Raw genomic sequence first — 14256 nt, 5'->3', positions numbered from 1 at the left:
CCCCCTCCGGCGCAACCGGCGTGACGGGCGAGGAGGTGACGCCATGGTCACCACCGCGGCGGTCCGGGCCGCGGACCGGACGCTCACCGTGGGCGTGGAGGAGGAGTTCCTCCTCATGAACCGCGCCGACGGCGAACTGGCGCTGCTCGCGCCCCGGCTCATCGACCTCCTGGACGACGACCACGTCAAACCCGAGGCCATGCGCTACCAACTGGAGACCGTCACCTGCGTGTGCGGATGCCCGGAGGAGGCGGGCGGCCAGCTCCGGACGCTCCGCCGCCGCGCCGCCCGGGCCGCGGCCGAGAACGGCTGCCACCTCGTCGCCTCCGGCGCCGCCCCGGGCCGCATGCCCGGCGCGTACGCCGTGACCCCCGACCCCCGCTACCGGGAGCTGGCCAGGCGCTTCGGCGCGCTGCTGGCCTGCACCGGCACCTGCGGCTGCCATGTCCACGTCGGCATGCCCTCACGCGAGCTGGGCGTCCAGGTGCTCACCCGGGTGCGGCCGTGGCTGGCCACGCTGCTCGCCGTCAGCGCCAACTCGCCGATCGCCAACGGCCGCGACACCGGGTGGCAGAGCAAGCGGTACCGGCGCTGGGCCCGCTGGCCCTCGGCCATGGCCCCCCGGGCCTGGCGGACGGCCGGCGACTACGACGCCGCCGTGAGCAGGCTGATCCGCCGGGGGCACGCGATCGACGAGCGCGGCGTGTACTTCCACGCCCGGCTGTCGTGCCGCTACCCGACGATCGAACTGCGCATCATGGACGCCTGCCTGTCCGTGGACGACACCGTCCTGGTCACCAGCCTGGCGCGGGCCATCGTGGGGCTGGCCGTCGCCGAGCTGCGGGCCGATGTGCCGATCAGGCGCATCGGCGACGTGCGGATCGCCGCCGCGCTGAACGCGGCCGCCCACCACGGCCTGGCGGCCCCCACCCGCCACCCGTACACGGGCCGGGTGGTGAACCACGAGCGGATGCTGGAGACGCTGCTGGACCGCATCCCGGACGCCGACCTGATCGAGGGCCTGCTCCGGCGCGCCCGCGAACGGGGCACGGGCGCCGCGCGCCAGCGGGTGCTGTGGGCGGCGGCCGAGACGCCTCAGGAGTTCGCCCGCCTGCTGGCCGAGGCCACGGTCTCGTGAGTCCCGTCCCAGGTCTTTGGTCCCGCCGACGCGGGTCGTTCCGCTCTGACGGCGCCCGGGGCGCCGCCCTGACGATGGAGCGGGGTGAGAGCCATGACCATGACCGGAGCGTACGGGATCGTCGTCGGGTACGACGGCTCGGACTTCTCGATGCAGGCCCTCGACTGGGCCATGGACGAATGCGAGCTGCGCAAGCTGCCGCTGACGGTCGCCCACGCGTGGCGCTGGCCGTACGGCGAGGCCCCCGAGGAGGCCAAGGAACACCTGCGCAAGGCCGCGGAGCACGTCCTGTACCACGGCGCGGAGTGCGCCCGCTCCTCCAGCACGATCGGCGACGTCGCCACCGACCTGTACGAGGGGTCGCCCGCCGAGCGGCTGGTCGAGCTGTCGGCCGAGGCGGACATGGTGGTGCTCGGCTGCCGCGGGCTCGGCGCGCTGGCCAGATCGGTCGTGGGCTCCGTCACCGCCTACGTCGCCGCGCACGCGCACGCCCCGGTGATCGTCGTGCGCGGGCCCGGCCCGATCCCGGCCCCGGCCGATCCCGGGCCCGTGGTGCTCGGGCTGAGCGAGGGCACGCCGGACGAGGCGTTGGAGTTCGCCCTGGCCGAGGCGGCGCTGCGGCAGCTCCGCCTGGTGGTGGTGCACGCCGTGCACCCGCTGCCGATGGCCTGGGGCGTCAGCATGGCGCCCGAGCCCGACGTCGAGGGACTGGCCGCCGCCGCGCGCAAGGGCATGGACGAGCGGCTGGAGCCGTGGACCGCCCGCCATCCCGAGGTCACCGTCGAGCGCCGGACCGTCGTCGCCGCGCCGAGGGAGGCGCTGCACGCCGCGTCGGACGGCGCGACGCTGCTCGTCCTGGGCAGCGCGCGCAGCCGGCACCCGGCGCACCTGGGCGCGGTCGTGCCGGCGATGGCCGAGCACGCGTCCTGTCCGGTGGCGGTCGTCCCGGCTCCAAGGAGGACACCATGAAGGCAGCGGTGGGCGACCGGCTGGTCGTCGAGAACACCTACGGCGGAGAGCCGCGCAAGATCGGCGTCATCGTCGAGCTGCGCAACCTCGACGGCACACCGCCGTACGTGGTGCGCTGGATGGACGCCGAGCACGAGACGCTCGTCTTCCCCGGCCCGGACGCCCACGTGGTGCCCAAGGGCGAGCGTGACCGCTCGTTCAGGTGAGCCGGGGCGTCAGGCGTCCATGTGGAGGACGGCCGCGCCGGTGATCCGGTCGGCGGCCAGGTCGGCGAGGGCCTGACCGGCCTCGTCCAGCCCGTACGGCATGGTCGTGACGTGCAGCGGGCTGCGGGCGGCGTGCTCCAGCAGGGCGCGGCCGTCGGCGCGCGTGTTGGCGGTGACGCTGCGCAGCGTGCGCTCCTGGAACAGGTGCTCCTGGTAGTTCAGGGACGGGATGTCGCTCAGGTGGATGCCGGCCACGGCCAGCGTGCCGCCCCGGTCCAGGGCGGCCAGCGCCACCGGCACCAGGTCGCCCACGGGCGCGAACAGGATGGCGGCGTCCAGCGGCTCCGGCGGGGCGTCGTAGGCGTCGCCCGCCGAGGCGGCGCCCAGGTCGAGCGCCAGCCGCCGGGCCTCCGGGGCGCGGGTCAGCACGTGCACGGTCGCTCCCTGGGCGATGGCCACCTGGGCGGTCAGGTGCGCCGACGCGCCGAACCCGTACACGCCGAGGCGCCCGCCCGGCGGCAGCTCGGCGCGGAGCAGCGCCCGGTAGCCGATGATGCCCGCGCAGAGCAGCGGCGCCAGCTTCTCGGCCGGCGGCTCGGCGGGGAGGGGGTGGACGAAGTCCTGGGGGGCGGTCAGGTACTCGGCGTAGCCGCCGTCGGCGTCCCAGCCGGTGTAGCGGGAGTACGGGCACAGGTTCTCGGCGCCGCGGCGGCAGTACCGGCAGACGCCGCAGGTCGAGCGGAGCCACGCCACGCCCACGCGGGCGCCGTCGGGCAGGTCCGCGCCGGGGCCGCGGCCCGCGACCCGGCCCACGACCTCGTGCCCGGGGACGGTGCGGGGGCGGCGCGGGGTCAGGTCGCCCTCCGCCAGGTGGAGATCGGTGCGGCAGACGGCGCACACCTCGACCTTGACCAGCACCTCGCCGGGGCCGGGCTCGGGAACGGGGAGACGCACGCGCTCCAGAGGGCCGCCGGCCATGGGTCCCGGCCGGGCCACCACCCATGCCGTCATCGTCTCCGCCATACCTCCATGGTCACACGACCGGCCCCGCGACCCACCGCACGCGGGTCCCGCTCACGAGGGCGGGGCCGGTCACGACGGCGGGGCCGTCTCCGCCTCCACCGCGGGCGGCTCGGCGGGGAGGCGGATCCAGAAGGCCGTGCGGCCCGGCTCGCCGTCCACCCCGGCCGTCCCCCCGTGCGCGGACACCACCGCGCGCACGATCGCCAGCCCGAGCCCCGTGCCGCCGGAGGCGCGCGAGCGGTCCTTGTCCGCCCGGGAGAACCTCTCGAAGATCTCCTCCCGCAGCTCCGCCGGGATGCCCGGCCCGTCGTCGGCGACGGTGAGCTCGGCGCCGTCCGGCAGCGGACGCACGGCGACCGTCACGGTGGTGCCCGCGGGCGTGTGGAGGCGGGCGTTGGCCAGCAGGTTCGCCACGACCTGGTGGAGGCGGGGCGCGTCGCCGGTGACCGTGACAGGCTCCTGGGGCAGCTCCAGCCGCCACCGGTGGTCAGGTCCGGCGGCTCGGGCGTCGCCCGTCGCCTCGATGGCCAGGCGGGTCAGGTCCACCTCGCCGCGTGCCAGCGGCCGGCCCGCGTCCAGGCGGGCGAGCAGCAGCAGGTCCTCCACCAGCTCGCCCATCCGCACCGACTCGGCGTCGATCCGGTCCAGGGCATGCCGTACGGGGCCGGGCATGGGCTCGGTGACGCGCAGCGCCAGCTCGGCGTGCCCCCGGATGGCGGCCAGCGGGGTGCGCAGCTCGTGGCTGGCGTCGGCGGCGAAGGCACGCAGCCGCTGCTCCACCGCGTGGCGGCGGCCCAGGGCGTCGGCCACGTGCCCCAGCATGCGGTTCAGGGCCGCGCCCACCTGGCCCGTCTCGGTGCGCGGGTCGGTGTCGGGCACCCGTTCGGCGAGCGTCACCTCCCCGCTGGCCAGCGGCAGCTCGGCCACCCGGCGCGCGGTCGCCGTCACCCGGTCGAGCGGGCGCAGCGCGAGCCGTACCCACACCGCCCCGGCCACGCCGGTGACGGCCAGCGCGGCGGCGAACAGCATGGCCTCGAACAGTTGCAGCCGGTGCAGCGTCTCCTCCGCCTCGTGCAGCGGCAGCCCGGTGATCAGCACGTCTCCGTCCGCGCCCGGCAGCGCGAGGACCCGGTAGTCGTCCAGCACCCCGAGGTCGACCGTGCGGGGCACCCCGTCGGCCGGTACGTCCCGCAGCACCGCCTGGTCCTCCGCCGTGAGGCGCGGCTCGGCCCCGTACCTGGAGGAGACCACGGCCGCGTCCGTGACCGTGCCGTTCAGCAGCCGGACGCCCAGCGTGCCGCGCGCCTGTCCCCGGGTGTCACCCCGGCCCCTGGACTCCTCCTGGTGCTCCAGGCTCGCGGGGAACCGGCCGCCCGCGCTGACGAGCTGCTGGTCCACGCGTTCGAGCAGGAAGTGCTCCATCGCCAGGGAGGTGGCGACGCCGACGGCCGCGCAGGCGAGCGCCAGGAGCACCAGCAGCCCCGCGATCAGCCGTGCCCGCAGCGTCCGCGGCGTCAGCCTCCTCACGGCCGCCGCTCCGCCTTCCCGGACGGGGTCACGCTCATGGCTTGAGCACGTAGCCGACGCCGCGCACGGTGTGGATGAGCGGGACGCGGCCGGCGTCGATCTTCTTGCGCAGGTAGCTGATGTACAGCTCCACCACGTGCGCCTGCCCGCCGAAGTCGTACGACCAGACGTCGTCGAGGATCCGCGCCTTGCTGAGCACCACGCGCGGGTTGCACATGAGCAGCCGCAGCAGCTCGAACTCGGTCGGCGTCAGGTCGATCAGGGTCCCGCCCCTGGTCACCTCCCGCGCCTCCTCGTCCATCACCAGGTCGCCGACCACCAGGCGGCTGCCGTTGCCGGCGCGGGCCATCCCGGCGCGGCGCAGCAGCCCGCGCAGCCGCGCCACCACCTCGTCCAGGCTGAACGGCTTGGTCACGTAGTCGTCGCCGCCCGCCGTGATGCCCGCCACCCGGTCCTCCACGGCGTCGCGCGCGGTCAGGAACAGCACGCAGACCTCGGGGGCGTCCCGCCTGACGCGGCGCATCACCTCCAGCCCGTCGAAGCCGGGCAGCATCACGTCCAGCACGACGGCGTCGGGACGGAAGCCGTCCGCCGCCCGCACCGCCGAGGGCCCGTCACCGGCCGAGCGGACCTCCCACCCCTCCTGGCGCAGCACCTCTTCCAGAACCTCGACGATGTCGGGCTCGTCGTCCACGACGAGCACGCGGATCGGCGCGCCGTCCGGACGCGTCATCGTCGTCATCTTCACCCCCACGCCCCACAACATATGTGCCGCCTCTGAGACTCCTCTGAAATGTCCTGGCACGGGGTCTTTCAGAGGAGCTTCAGAGGTTCGGCTGGCACGGTCGGACCGACGCGAGCAGCGTGCGAGCGACGCGAGGAGGATCCGTGACCACCGCCTACGCCCCCGCCCGGGTGTCCGGGCCGCCGGCCCCGGCGCCCCGGCGCGCCGTCGTGGCCCGCCCCGGACCGGTGCTCGCCCTCATCGGGCTGGGCGCGCTGGCCGTCGTCGCGCTGTGGTGGCGCGACACGCCGTACGTGGCGGGCGCCGACGGCTGGCTCACCAACGGCGCCCGCGTCACCGGGCTGCTCGCGGGGTACGCGCTGGCCGTCCTGATCGGCCTCATGGCCAGGGTGCCGGCCCTGGAGCACGGCGTCGGCACCGACCGGCTCACCCGCTGGCACGCCATGGGCGGCAGGTACGTCGTCGGGCTCGCGGTCGCGCACACCCTGACGGTCGTCTGGGGGTACGCGCTGGCCGACTGGACCGGCGTGGTGGACGAGACGGTCACGATGGTGCTGACCTTCCCCGACATGCTGAAGGCCACCGTCGCCGTGCTGCTGCTCGTCGGCACCGGGATCGTCTCGGCCCGCGCGGCGCGGCGCCGGCTGCGCTACGAGACCTGGTACCACCTGCACTTCTCCACCTACCTGGTCGCCTGGCTGGCGTTCGGGCACCAGCTCGCCACCGGGGCCGAGTTCACGGGCGACGCGGTGGCCCGGGCCGCCTGGTACGCGCTCTACCTCGGGGTGGCGGCGCTGGTCGTCTGGTACCGGTTCCTCGGACCGGTCCGGCTGTCGCTGCGGCACCGGCCGCGCGTCGCCGCGGTGACCCGTGAGGGGCCCGACGTGGTGTCCGTCCACCTCGCCGGGCGGGGCCTGGACCGGTTGCGGGCCGAGCCGGGCCAGTTCTTCCGCTGGCGCTTCCTCACCCGGGACCTGTGGTGGTCGGCCAACCCGTACTCGCTGTCGGCCGCGCCGGGCGGGACGCTGCGGATCACGGTCAAGGCGCTGGGCGACCACAGCGCCGCCCTCACCCGGCTGCGGCCCGGCACCCCCGTCGTCATCGAGGGCCCGTACGGCGGGCTCACCGGCCGCCTGCGCCGCAGCGGCAAGGCGCTGCTGATCGCCGGCGGGGTAGGGATCACGCCGCTGCGGGCGCTGTTCGAGACGCTGCCCGGCGAGGTGACCCTGCTCTACCGCGCCCGCACCGAAGCCGACCTGGTGCTGCGGGAGGAACTGGAGCGGATCGCGGTCGCCCGCGGCGCCCGGCTGTTCTTCTCCACCGGGCCGCGCGACGACGCGGAGCCGCTGTTCGACCCGGCCGTGCTCGCCCGCCTGGCGCCCGGCCTGCCGGACCACGACGTGTACGTGTGCGGGCCGCCCGCGATGACGCGGGCCGCGATCGCCGCGGTACGCGCCGCCGGGGTGCCGGCCCGTCGCGTCCACCACGAGTCGTTCACGTTCTAGGAAGTTCCAGGAGTTCAGGGGGAGTCCCGATGCGAAGGGCGTTGCTCGCCATCGTCGTCACGGCCGCGGGCCTGGTGCTGCTGCTGTCGTTCAAACCGCACCAGATCACCGGCGCCGGCACGCCTCCGGCCGCGGTCGCCCAGGCCCCGGCCGGCCGCTCCGGCACGTCCGGCGACACCGCCGCCTCCGGCGGGCAGACCTACACCGGTGACGCCGCCGACACCCGGTGGGGCCCGGTGCAGGTGCGCATCACCGTCGCCGACAAGAAGATCACCCGCATCGAGGTGCTCCAGGCGCCCGACACCAACCACCGCGACATCGAGATCAACGAGCGCGCCCTGCCCGTCCTCCGGCAGGAGACGCTGTCCGCCCAGAGCGCGCGGATCGACACTGTCTCGGGCGCCACGTACACCAGCGAGGGCTACGTCGCCTCCCTCCAGAGCGCCATCGACCAGGCGGGCCTGTGACCGCCGGCGCCGCCCCCGCCACGCGGCACGTCGAGCACGTCATGGGCACCGTGTTCTCCTTCGACGTCCGGGGGACGGACGACCCGGAGGGCGTCGGCCGGGCGGTCGCCTGGCTGCACCACGTGGACGCCGTCTTCTCCACCTACCGCGACGACAGCCCCGTCAGCCGGCTCGGCCGCGGCGAGCTCGGCCTCGCGGACTGCCCCGCCGAGGTGGCCGAGGTGCTCGACCTGTGCGCGCGGGTCGAGCGTGACACCGGCGGGTACTTCACCGCCCGGCCCCCCGGGGCCGGCCTCGACCCGTCGGGACTGGTCAAGGGATGGGCGATCGAGCGCGCCTCCGGCCTGCTCACGGCCGCGGGCGCGCCCCGGCACACCGTGAACGGCGGAGGAGACGTCCGGCTCGGCGCCGAAGCGGAGCCGGGCCGTCCCTGGCGCGTCGGCGTCGCCGCCCCGCCCACGGCGGCCGGCCGCCCGGCGCGGGGTGCGCTGGCGACCGTGGTCGCGGGATCCGACCTGGCGGTCGCCACCTCGGGCACGGCCGAGCGCGGTCACCACATCGTGGACCCGCACACCGGCCGCCCCGCCACCGCCCTCGCCTCCGTCACCCTGGTCGGCCCCCGCCTCACGACCGTGGACGCCTACGCGACCGCCGCCTTCGCCATGGGCGAGGCCGCCCGCGACTGGGTGGAGGACATGGACGACCTGGAGGCGCTGGCGGTCACGGCCGCGGGGGAGACGTGGCGGACCAGCGGCTTCCACCGCCACGTGCCGCCAGAGTTCAGAGGATTCCTGCCCGCTTGGCCGCCCCGCTGATGAGCGCGGCCGTCAGCCCGCCGTGCTGGTACGGGAAGGCGTGCGCCCCCGGCACGGTCACCGACCGCCCGTCGGCGGCCGCCGCGGCCAGCCGGTCCGCCCACGGCTGGGGCGAGAACGCGTCATGGACGCCCCGGGCGACGACCATCGGGCACGACACGGCCGGCGCCAGCTTCTCCGGCTCGTCCTCCTGCGCCGTGCGCACGAAACGGGCCAGCGCCTTCAGCCCCGCCCTCCGGTAGTACGGCATCGTCGCCCTGAGCAGGCCCGCCGGCTCGTTCCCGGTCGTGCGGACGTACGGCAGCAGCAGGCCGGGGCCGGTGCGCAGGCTCGGCGGGAACGTCGGCCCGAGCAGGACCAGCGCCCGGACCAGATCAGGCCGCTCGGCGGCCACCCGGAGCGCGACCTGCGCCCCCGTGGAGTGCCCGGCCAGCACCACCGGCCCGGCCGGCACGCTCTCCAGCCACCGCGTGACCAGCTTCGTCACGGCGGGCAGCTCGGGAGCGCACGACCACGGCGGGCGCCGCCCGAACCCCGGCACGTCCAGCAGGAACGAGCGCGCCCACGGGCCACACCCGGCCAGCGTGTCGAACAGGTAACCGAGGGCTCCGAGCCCGGGGACGACGACCACGGTCCGGCGATCGGGATTCTCCCGTCCGGTTTCGAGACTGCGCACCCGCGGCCCTCCGGCACCGTCCCAGCGCTCGTCCACGTGCACCCGCCCCAAGTCCTTCACCCACTCGTCCGTGTCCCGCCTTTCCCCGTCCCAACGTCGCGGCCGGACCGCCCGTTCCCCGGCCTGATCAGCTCACGAGGGCCTGGGTGGCCGACTCCTTCAGCCGGGCGTTGGCCCACCGCACCTGCCGCAGCGTCTGCGGATGGCACCGCTCGGCCAGCTCCAGCAGCTCCTTCCGCCGCGCGCCCTGCGCCGCCTGGGCCAGCAGCTCCCAGTCCAGCGACACCCCCGACGCGACCCGGTACAGGTGGCGCAGGTCGGCCAGCAGCAGCAGCCCCGGCTCCTTGCGGCGGCCCAGCCACTCGGCGGCCTTCTCCCGGACCCGCTCGGCCACCGTGGACTCGCCCGCCGGCTCCGCGTCGAGCTTCAGGCCGTAGTCCTCGCCGATCCGGGCCAGCTCCCGCACGTGGTCGTGGCACCACCGGACGAGGTCGCGGGCCACGTGGTACGTCTCGTGGTCGGTCTTGTGCCGCTCCGAGAGCCGCAGCAGGACGTGGGCCAGCTCGTTCTCGGAGCGGTGCAGCTCCTTGATCACCAGGTCGAGCTTCATCGCGCCCCTCCCGACGCCGCCACGGACTCCTCGGCCTCCGCCTCGGCCCCGCCGCTCGTGGCGGGCACCGCGCCCTCCGGCCCGGCCGGCCGGGACGCGGTGGTCGTCGGCGCCGGAGCGGGCAGCCCCCTGCCGCGCTCGACCAGCGAGACACGCGCCGCCGCGGTCTTGAACAGCGGCTGCTTGGAGACGGGGTCCCAGTCGGTGACCGTGGCCTCGTTCGCCGCCCGCCCCATGCCCTTGTCGGGGCCCTTCTCCGGGTCGTACGCGTCCGGCCGGTCCCAGTAGCCGTAGTGGAACGGCAGGAACACCACGCCGTCGCGGATCCCGCCGACCCGCAGCCGCGCCTGGACGCCGCCCCGCCGCGTCGCCACCTCCAGCAGGTCGCCCTCGGCGAAGCCGAGCCGCTCGGCGTCCGCCGCCGACATCTCCACCCACACCTCGGGAGCGGCCCGCTGGAGCTGCGGGGCCCGCGCGGTCTTGGTGCGGGTGTGGAAGTGGTAGAGCGTGCGCCCCGTCGTCAGGGCGAACGGGAACTCGTCGTCCGGCGGCTCGTGCGGCGGGATGTACTCGGCCGCCTTGGCGACCGCCTTGCCGTCCGGGTTGAGCGCCTTGTACTCCGTCGGTGACAGCGGCGCGCCCGTGACGAGGTCGCGGCCGTAGTCCTCGCAGACCTCCGGCGCGCTCCAGAACGCGCCGTCCGCGTAGAGCCGCTCGGTGCCGTCGGGGTGGGCGTCGTCGCACGGCCACTGCACGCCGCTGCCGCCGCGCAGCTTCTCGTACGACAGGCCGCTGTAGTCGCACGGCCGCCCGCGCGAGCACTCCTTCCAGCCCTCGAACGCGCCCTCCGGGTCGCTCCACTTCACCAGCGGCGCCCCGTCCTTGTCGCGCAGGTCGAGGCGGCGCGCGAAGTCGAGGAAGATGTCGAGGTCGGGACGGGCCTCGCCGGGCGGGTCCACGGCCTTCTCCGACAGGTGGACCGTGCGGTCGGCGTTGGTGAACGTGCCCGTCTTCTCGCCCCACGTCGCGGCCGGGAGCACCACGTCGGCCAGCTCGGCCGTCTCCGACAGGAAGATGTCCTGAACCACCAGGAACAACCGCTCCTGGGCCAGGATCGAGCGGATCCGGTGCAGCTCCGGCATCGACACGGCCGGGTTCGTGCCCGAGACGTAGAGGAAGCGGATCGACCCCTCCTCGATGTAGCGGAACATCTGCATGGCGTGGGTGGGCGGCGAGTAGTGCGGGATGGCGAGCTGGTCGACGTTCCAGATCCGCGCCAGCTCCGCCACGTGCGCGTCGTTGGACCAGTTGCGAAAGCCCGGCAGGTCGCCGTCGGCGCCGCACTCGCGGGTGTTCTGCGCCGTGGGCTGGCCGTTCATCTGCAGGACGCCGCAGCCGGGCCTGCCCAGCATGCCGCGTACCAGGTGGACGTTGTTGACCTGCACCGACGCGGCGGTGGCCTGGTGCGACTGGTAGAAGCCCTGCAGGACGGTGGACAGCAGCCGGTCGGCGGTGCCGATCAGCCGGGCGGCCTCGCGCAGCCTGCCGACCGGCACGTCGCAGATCCGCGCCGCCTCCTCGGCGGGGCAGTCCGCCACCCGCTCGCGCAGCTCCTCGAAGCCGACCACGTGGTCGCGCAGGTAGTCCTCGTCGATCCAGCCGTTGGCGATGATCTCGTGGAGCAGGCCGTTCATCAGCGCGACGTTCGTGCCGGGGCGGTTGGCCAGGTGCACGGTCGCGGCCCGGGCGGCGGGCGTCTCGCGCGGGTCGACGCAGATCAGCGCGGGCGGGTTCGGCCCGGCGAGCCGGTCGAGGATCCGCGCCCACAGCACGGTCTGGGTCTCGGCCACGTTGTGGCCGTACAGGGCGATCACGTCGGCGTGGTCCACGTCGGCGTACGAGCCCGGCTGGCCGTCGCTGCCGAACGACTCCTTCAGCGCGGCCGCCGCCGTGGCCGTGCACAGCCGCGTGTTGCCGTCCACGTGGTTCGTGCCGATGCCGCCGTGCGCGATGAGGCCGAGCGTGTAGTACTCCTCCAGGAAGAGCTGGCCGGTGGTGTAGAAGGCGAGCGCGCTCGGGCCCTGCTCGTCCAGCAGCTCCTTGGCCCGGCCCGCGACGCGTTCCATCGCGGTGTCCCAGTCGGCCTCGACCAGCCGGCCGTTCTCGCGCACGAGCGGCCTGGTCAGCCGGTCCGGCGAGTGGTTCGCCTGCCAGCCGTACAGGTCCTTGGGGCCCAGCCGGCCGCGGTTGACCCGGTCGGCGGCCCGGCCCCGGACCCCCACGATGCGGCCGTCGCTGACCGCGATGTCCAGGGCGTCGCCGTTGCTGTGCAGGATCGACGCGCTCTGCGCCCAGCGCTCCACGTCCTCCTCGCGGACCCCCTCCTGGAGGAAGCGGTCCACGCGCACCGGCCACTCGTCCCCGGCCCCGTACGGCGTGCGCGTGCCCCACGGTTCGGCGATCCTGTCGACTCTCGGCATCCCGCACCGCTACCCCGTACGCGAGGGGACACGCGTCACGTGGGGAAATGCAGGATCACGTACTCGTACTCGCCCTCGCCGGCCCGCTTGAACGTCCCGTCGCCGTCGAGGTCGCGAAATACGGTCAGGTACACGTCCTGCCGCTGGTCCGCCACCGCCGTGTCCGCCTTGTCGCGGAAGAACCGGGAGACGAAGACCTTGTCCTGGGTGTCGGACTGGTGGGAGACGCGGGTGCCGACCAGGTAGTTGTGGCCCTCGTTGTTCAGGTACAGCCGTCCGGAGCCGTACTCGTAGTCGGCGATCCCGGTGCCGGGCCGGAAACAGGGATGGTCGGCGACCTTGCCGCCGTCGGTGATCGAGAAGACCGAGTCGTCGGTCCACGCGCAGACCTGGAGCGCCTCGTCCTTCTTCAGCGTGGGGAAGCGCAGCTCGAACGGGCTCCGCTTCATCGCGACGGTGGTGACCGGCCGGTCCAGGTCGGACAGGCTGAGCGGGCTCGCGGCGCCGTCCTGCCAGACCTCAAGCCCGAGGCGCGGCGTGCGGCTGAGCTGGCCGGCGGCCGAGGCGGCGGGCGTCGTGGCCGTCGAGGGGGTGGGGGACGGGGTCGGGCCGGAGCCTCGCCCGAGGTTCGTGGTGACGAAGACCGCCGCCACGACCAGGGCGGCGGCGGCTGCGACGACGACGACCGACCGGACGACGGTCCGGGCCCGCTCCTGCCCCGGCCGGGTTGTGTCCTTCCTCCCAGGCGGCGGGGTGCTCACGGCCCCCTGGGGCTGCGGAGGCGCCATCGGGCGCGGGGGTGTCATCAGGTACGGAGAGCCCGCCCCGCCCGGCCGGTCCTCCATCAGCCCCAGCAGCACCTGCTGCGCGCTCGGCCGCCGCGCCGGGTCCTTGGCCAGGCAGGCGGCCACGTACTCCCGTAACCTCCCGCCCAGCGCGCCGAGATCCGGCTCGGCGTGCATGATGCGGTAGATGACGGCCGGGAGCTGCTCGTGCCCGAACGGCGGCCGGCCGTTGGCGGCGAACGCGATCGTGCAGCCCCAGGCGAACATGTCCATCGGCGGCCCCGCCGGATCGCCCGAGAGCTGCTCGGGCGCCATGTACGCGGGCGTGCCGACGGCGCCGCTGACGGTGGCGGAGGAGGCGTCGAGCGGCCGGGCGATGCCGAAGTCGATGACCCGCGGGCCGTCGGCGGCGAGCAGGACGTTCGCGGGCTTGAAGTCGCGGTGCACCACCCCGGCCGCGTGGATGGCGCCCAGCGCCGTGGCCGTCGCGATGGCCAGCCGGTCGAGGTCGGCGCCCCTCAGCACGCCCCGCTCGCGCACGGCCTGCAGCACCGACGGCCCCTCGACGTACTCGCTGACCACGTACGGCGGATCGGCGCCGGGATCGGCCGCCAGGACGCGGGCCGTGCAGAACGGCGCCACCCGCTGGAGCGCCGCGAGCTCCCGGTCGAAGAAGCGCCGCATCTCGGAGCCGGACCCGAACCCGTCGTGCAGCAGCTTGACGGCCACCTTCACCCCGGCCGGCGACGTGCCGAAGAACACGGTCCCCTGCCCGCCCTCGCCCAGCCGGCCGTGCAGCACGTACCCGGCGATCTCCCGGGGATCCGTGGAGCGGAGCGGTCGCAGCGGCTGCATCAGCGGCCGCCGGGCGACTGCGCGGACGGCCCGGATGCCTTGTCCTGCCGCACGACTCCCAGATACTCCTCGATCGCGTCGCGGTTGCGGGTCAGGCAGGCGATGCGGTGGTTCATGCGGTCCAGCTCCCCCTCCAGGGTGGCGAGCATCTCCGGCGTGGCGTCCTTGAAGTGGATCACACGGGGTTTGTCCAGGCAGGGCAGGATCTGCTTGATGATCCGGGTGGGCAGCCCGGCGTCGAGCAGCCCCCGGATCTGCACGACCCGGTCCACGAACCTCTCGTCGTAGTCGCGGTAGCCGTTCGCGCACCGGGTGGGCATGATCAGCTCCTGCTCCTCGTAGTATCGCAGCAGCCGCCGCGGCGTGCCGGTGCGCTCCGCCAGCTCTCCGATCCGCACGTGACCGACCTCACATGTCGTCGCTTTGACCCTCACATCTATGTGATGGTTCGAGCA

14 protein-coding genes are annotated in these 14256 nt (G+C 74.7%); 6 read left to right on the top strand and 8 right to left on the bottom strand.

The genetic code is table 11. From position 1 onward, the window contains the following. Window positions 1-43 precede the first annotated feature (43 nt). The 3 genes from HTZ77_RS40560 to HTZ77_RS40550 all read left to right on the top strand — a co-directional run bounded on the left by HTZ77_RS40560 (window position 44) and on the right by HTZ77_RS40550 (window position 2313). Entirely contained in the window at window positions 44-1138 is a 1095-nt protein-coding gene (locus HTZ77_RS40560; RefSeq protein ID WP_175595100.1) for a carboxylate-amine ligase, read from the top strand. A 93-nt stretch (window positions 1139-1231) separates the two neighbouring features. Beyond that, window positions 1232-2107, top strand: coding sequence for a universal stress protein (locus HTZ77_RS40555; protein ID WP_235995900.1), 876 nt, complete (start codon window positions 1232-1234; stop codon window positions 2105-2107). Further along, window positions 2104-2313: a DUF1918 domain-containing protein gene (locus tag HTZ77_RS40550; RefSeq protein ID WP_175595099.1), complete on the top strand. Its 210-nt coding sequence runs from the start codon at window positions 2104-2106 to the stop codon at window positions 2311-2313. The genes HTZ77_RS40555 and HTZ77_RS40550 overlap by 4 nt, the downstream gene beginning before the upstream one ends. A gap of 9 nt (window positions 2314-2322) precedes the next feature. Here HTZ77_RS40550 and HTZ77_RS40545 read toward each other — a convergent pair whose 3' ends face one another. From HTZ77_RS40545 to HTZ77_RS40535, 3 genes are all read right to left on the bottom strand, one after another. After that, complete coding sequence (locus tag HTZ77_RS40545; RefSeq protein WP_235995899.1) at window positions 2323-3336, bottom strand: zinc-binding alcohol dehydrogenase family protein; 1014 nt, start codon at window positions 3334-3336, stop codon at window positions 2323-2325. 69 nt (window positions 3337-3405) lie between these two features. Next, the gene (locus tag HTZ77_RS40540; protein WP_175595098.1) at window positions 3406-4863 is read right to left on the bottom strand and encodes a sensor histidine kinase; all 1458 of its coding nucleotides are present in this window, start codon (window positions 4861-4863) and stop codon (window positions 3406-3408) included. 34 nt (window positions 4864-4897) lie between these two features. Next, window positions 4898-5617, bottom strand: a complete 720-nt coding sequence (locus tag HTZ77_RS40535) for a response regulator transcription factor (RefSeq protein WP_328809061.1) — start codon at window positions 5615-5617, stop codon at window positions 4898-4900. A 134-nt stretch (window positions 5618-5751) separates the two neighbouring features. On the opposite strand from HTZ77_RS40535, the gene HTZ77_RS40530 reads away from it, so the two are divergent. Genes HTZ77_RS40530 through HTZ77_RS40520 form a run of 3 tightly spaced genes read left to right on the top strand, consistent with a single transcriptional unit; the run spans window position 5752 to window position 8395 of the window. Then, window positions 5752-7113 carry a ferredoxin reductase family protein gene (locus HTZ77_RS40530; RefSeq protein ID WP_175595097.1) on the top strand — a complete coding sequence of 454 codons (1362 nt, stop codon included), beginning with the start codon at window positions 5752-5754 and terminating at the stop codon, window positions 7111-7113. 29 nt (window positions 7114-7142) lie between these two features. Further along, window positions 7143-7580 carry an FMN-binding protein gene (locus HTZ77_RS40525; RefSeq protein WP_175595096.1) on the top strand — a complete coding sequence of 146 codons (438 nt, stop codon included), beginning with the start codon at window positions 7143-7145 and terminating at the stop codon, window positions 7578-7580. Continuing rightward, window positions 7577-8395 (top strand): FAD:protein FMN transferase, encoded by an 819-nt coding sequence (locus tag HTZ77_RS40520; RefSeq protein WP_328809060.1) that lies wholly within the window; start codon window positions 7577-7579, stop codon window positions 8393-8395. Before HTZ77_RS40525 ends, HTZ77_RS40520 begins: the two co-directional genes overlap by 4 nt. On the opposite strand, the gene HTZ77_RS40515 is transcribed toward HTZ77_RS40520, so the two are convergent. The 5 genes from HTZ77_RS40515 to HTZ77_RS40495 form a co-directional block, all read right to left on the bottom strand. Beyond that, the gene (locus tag HTZ77_RS40515) at window positions 8361-9131 is read right to left on the bottom strand and encodes an alpha/beta fold hydrolase (RefSeq protein WP_175595095.1); all 771 of its coding nucleotides are present in this window, start codon (window positions 9129-9131) and stop codon (window positions 8361-8363) included. The two genes, HTZ77_RS40520 and HTZ77_RS40515, sit on opposite strands and share 35 nt — an antisense overlap. 67 nt (window positions 9132-9198) lie before the next feature. Continuing rightward, window positions 9199-9681 carry a hypothetical protein gene (locus tag HTZ77_RS40510; protein ID WP_175595094.1) on the bottom strand — a complete coding sequence of 161 codons (483 nt, stop codon included), beginning with the start codon at window positions 9679-9681 and terminating at the stop codon, window positions 9199-9201. Next, window positions 9678-12161: a molybdopterin oxidoreductase family protein gene (locus HTZ77_RS40505; RefSeq protein WP_175595093.1), complete on the bottom strand. Its 2484-nt coding sequence runs from the start codon at window positions 12159-12161 to the stop codon at window positions 9678-9680. The genes HTZ77_RS40510 and HTZ77_RS40505 overlap by 4 nt, the downstream gene beginning before the upstream one ends. 35 nt (window positions 12162-12196) lie before the next feature. Further along, the gene (locus tag HTZ77_RS40500; protein ID WP_175595092.1) at window positions 12197-13801 is read right to left on the bottom strand and encodes a serine/threonine-protein kinase; all 1605 of its coding nucleotides are present in this window, start codon (window positions 13799-13801) and stop codon (window positions 12197-12199) included. Then, entirely contained in the window at window positions 13801-14199 is a 399-nt protein-coding gene (locus HTZ77_RS40495) for a MerR family transcriptional regulator (RefSeq protein ID WP_175595091.1), read from the bottom strand. Before HTZ77_RS40495 ends, HTZ77_RS40500 begins: the two co-directional genes overlap by 1 nt. Window positions 14200-14256 lie beyond the last annotated feature (57 nt).

The sequence above is a fragment of the Nonomuraea montanisoli genome, from assembly GCF_013363975.1.
In the GTDB taxonomy this organism is placed as follows: Bacteria; Actinomycetota; Actinomycetes; order Streptosporangiales; family Streptosporangiaceae; genus Nonomuraea; species Nonomuraea montanisoli.
The sequence above is the reverse complement of the archived record's forward strand: the minus strand, read 5'-3'. Positions and strand labels throughout refer to the sequence as shown.

What these genes read in the sequence shown, in the direction of transcription:
- HTZ77_RS40500 (WP_175595092.1), bottom strand. Translation starts at nt 13,801, where the DNA reads ATGCAGCCGCTGCGACCGCTCCGCTCCACGGATCCCCGGGAGATCGCC.
- HTZ77_RS40555 (WP_235995900.1), top strand. Translation starts at nt 1,232, where the DNA reads ATGACCATGACCGGAGCGTACGGGATCGTCGTCGGGTACGACGGCTCG.
- HTZ77_RS40510 (WP_175595094.1), bottom strand. Translation starts at nt 9,681, where the DNA reads ATGAAGCTCGACCTGGTGATCAAGGAGCTGCACCGCTCCGAGAACGAG.
- HTZ77_RS40560 (WP_175595100.1), top strand. Translation starts at nt 44, where the DNA reads ATGGTCACCACCGCGGCGGTCCGGGCCGCGGACCGGACGCTCACCGTG.
- HTZ77_RS40505 (WP_175595093.1), bottom strand. Translation starts at nt 12,161, where the DNA reads ATGCCGAGAGTCGACAGGATCGCCGAACCGTGGGGCACGCGCACGCCG.
- HTZ77_RS40550 (WP_175595099.1), top strand. Translation starts at nt 2,104, where the DNA reads ATGAAGGCAGCGGTGGGCGACCGGCTGGTCGTCGAGAACACCTACGGC.
- HTZ77_RS40525 (WP_175595096.1), top strand. Translation starts at nt 7,143, where the DNA reads ATGCGAAGGGCGTTGCTCGCCATCGTCGTCACGGCCGCGGGCCTGGTG.
- HTZ77_RS40545 (WP_235995899.1), bottom strand. Translation starts at nt 3,336, where the DNA reads ATGGCGGAGACGATGACGGCATGGGTGGTGGCCCGGCCGGGACCCATG.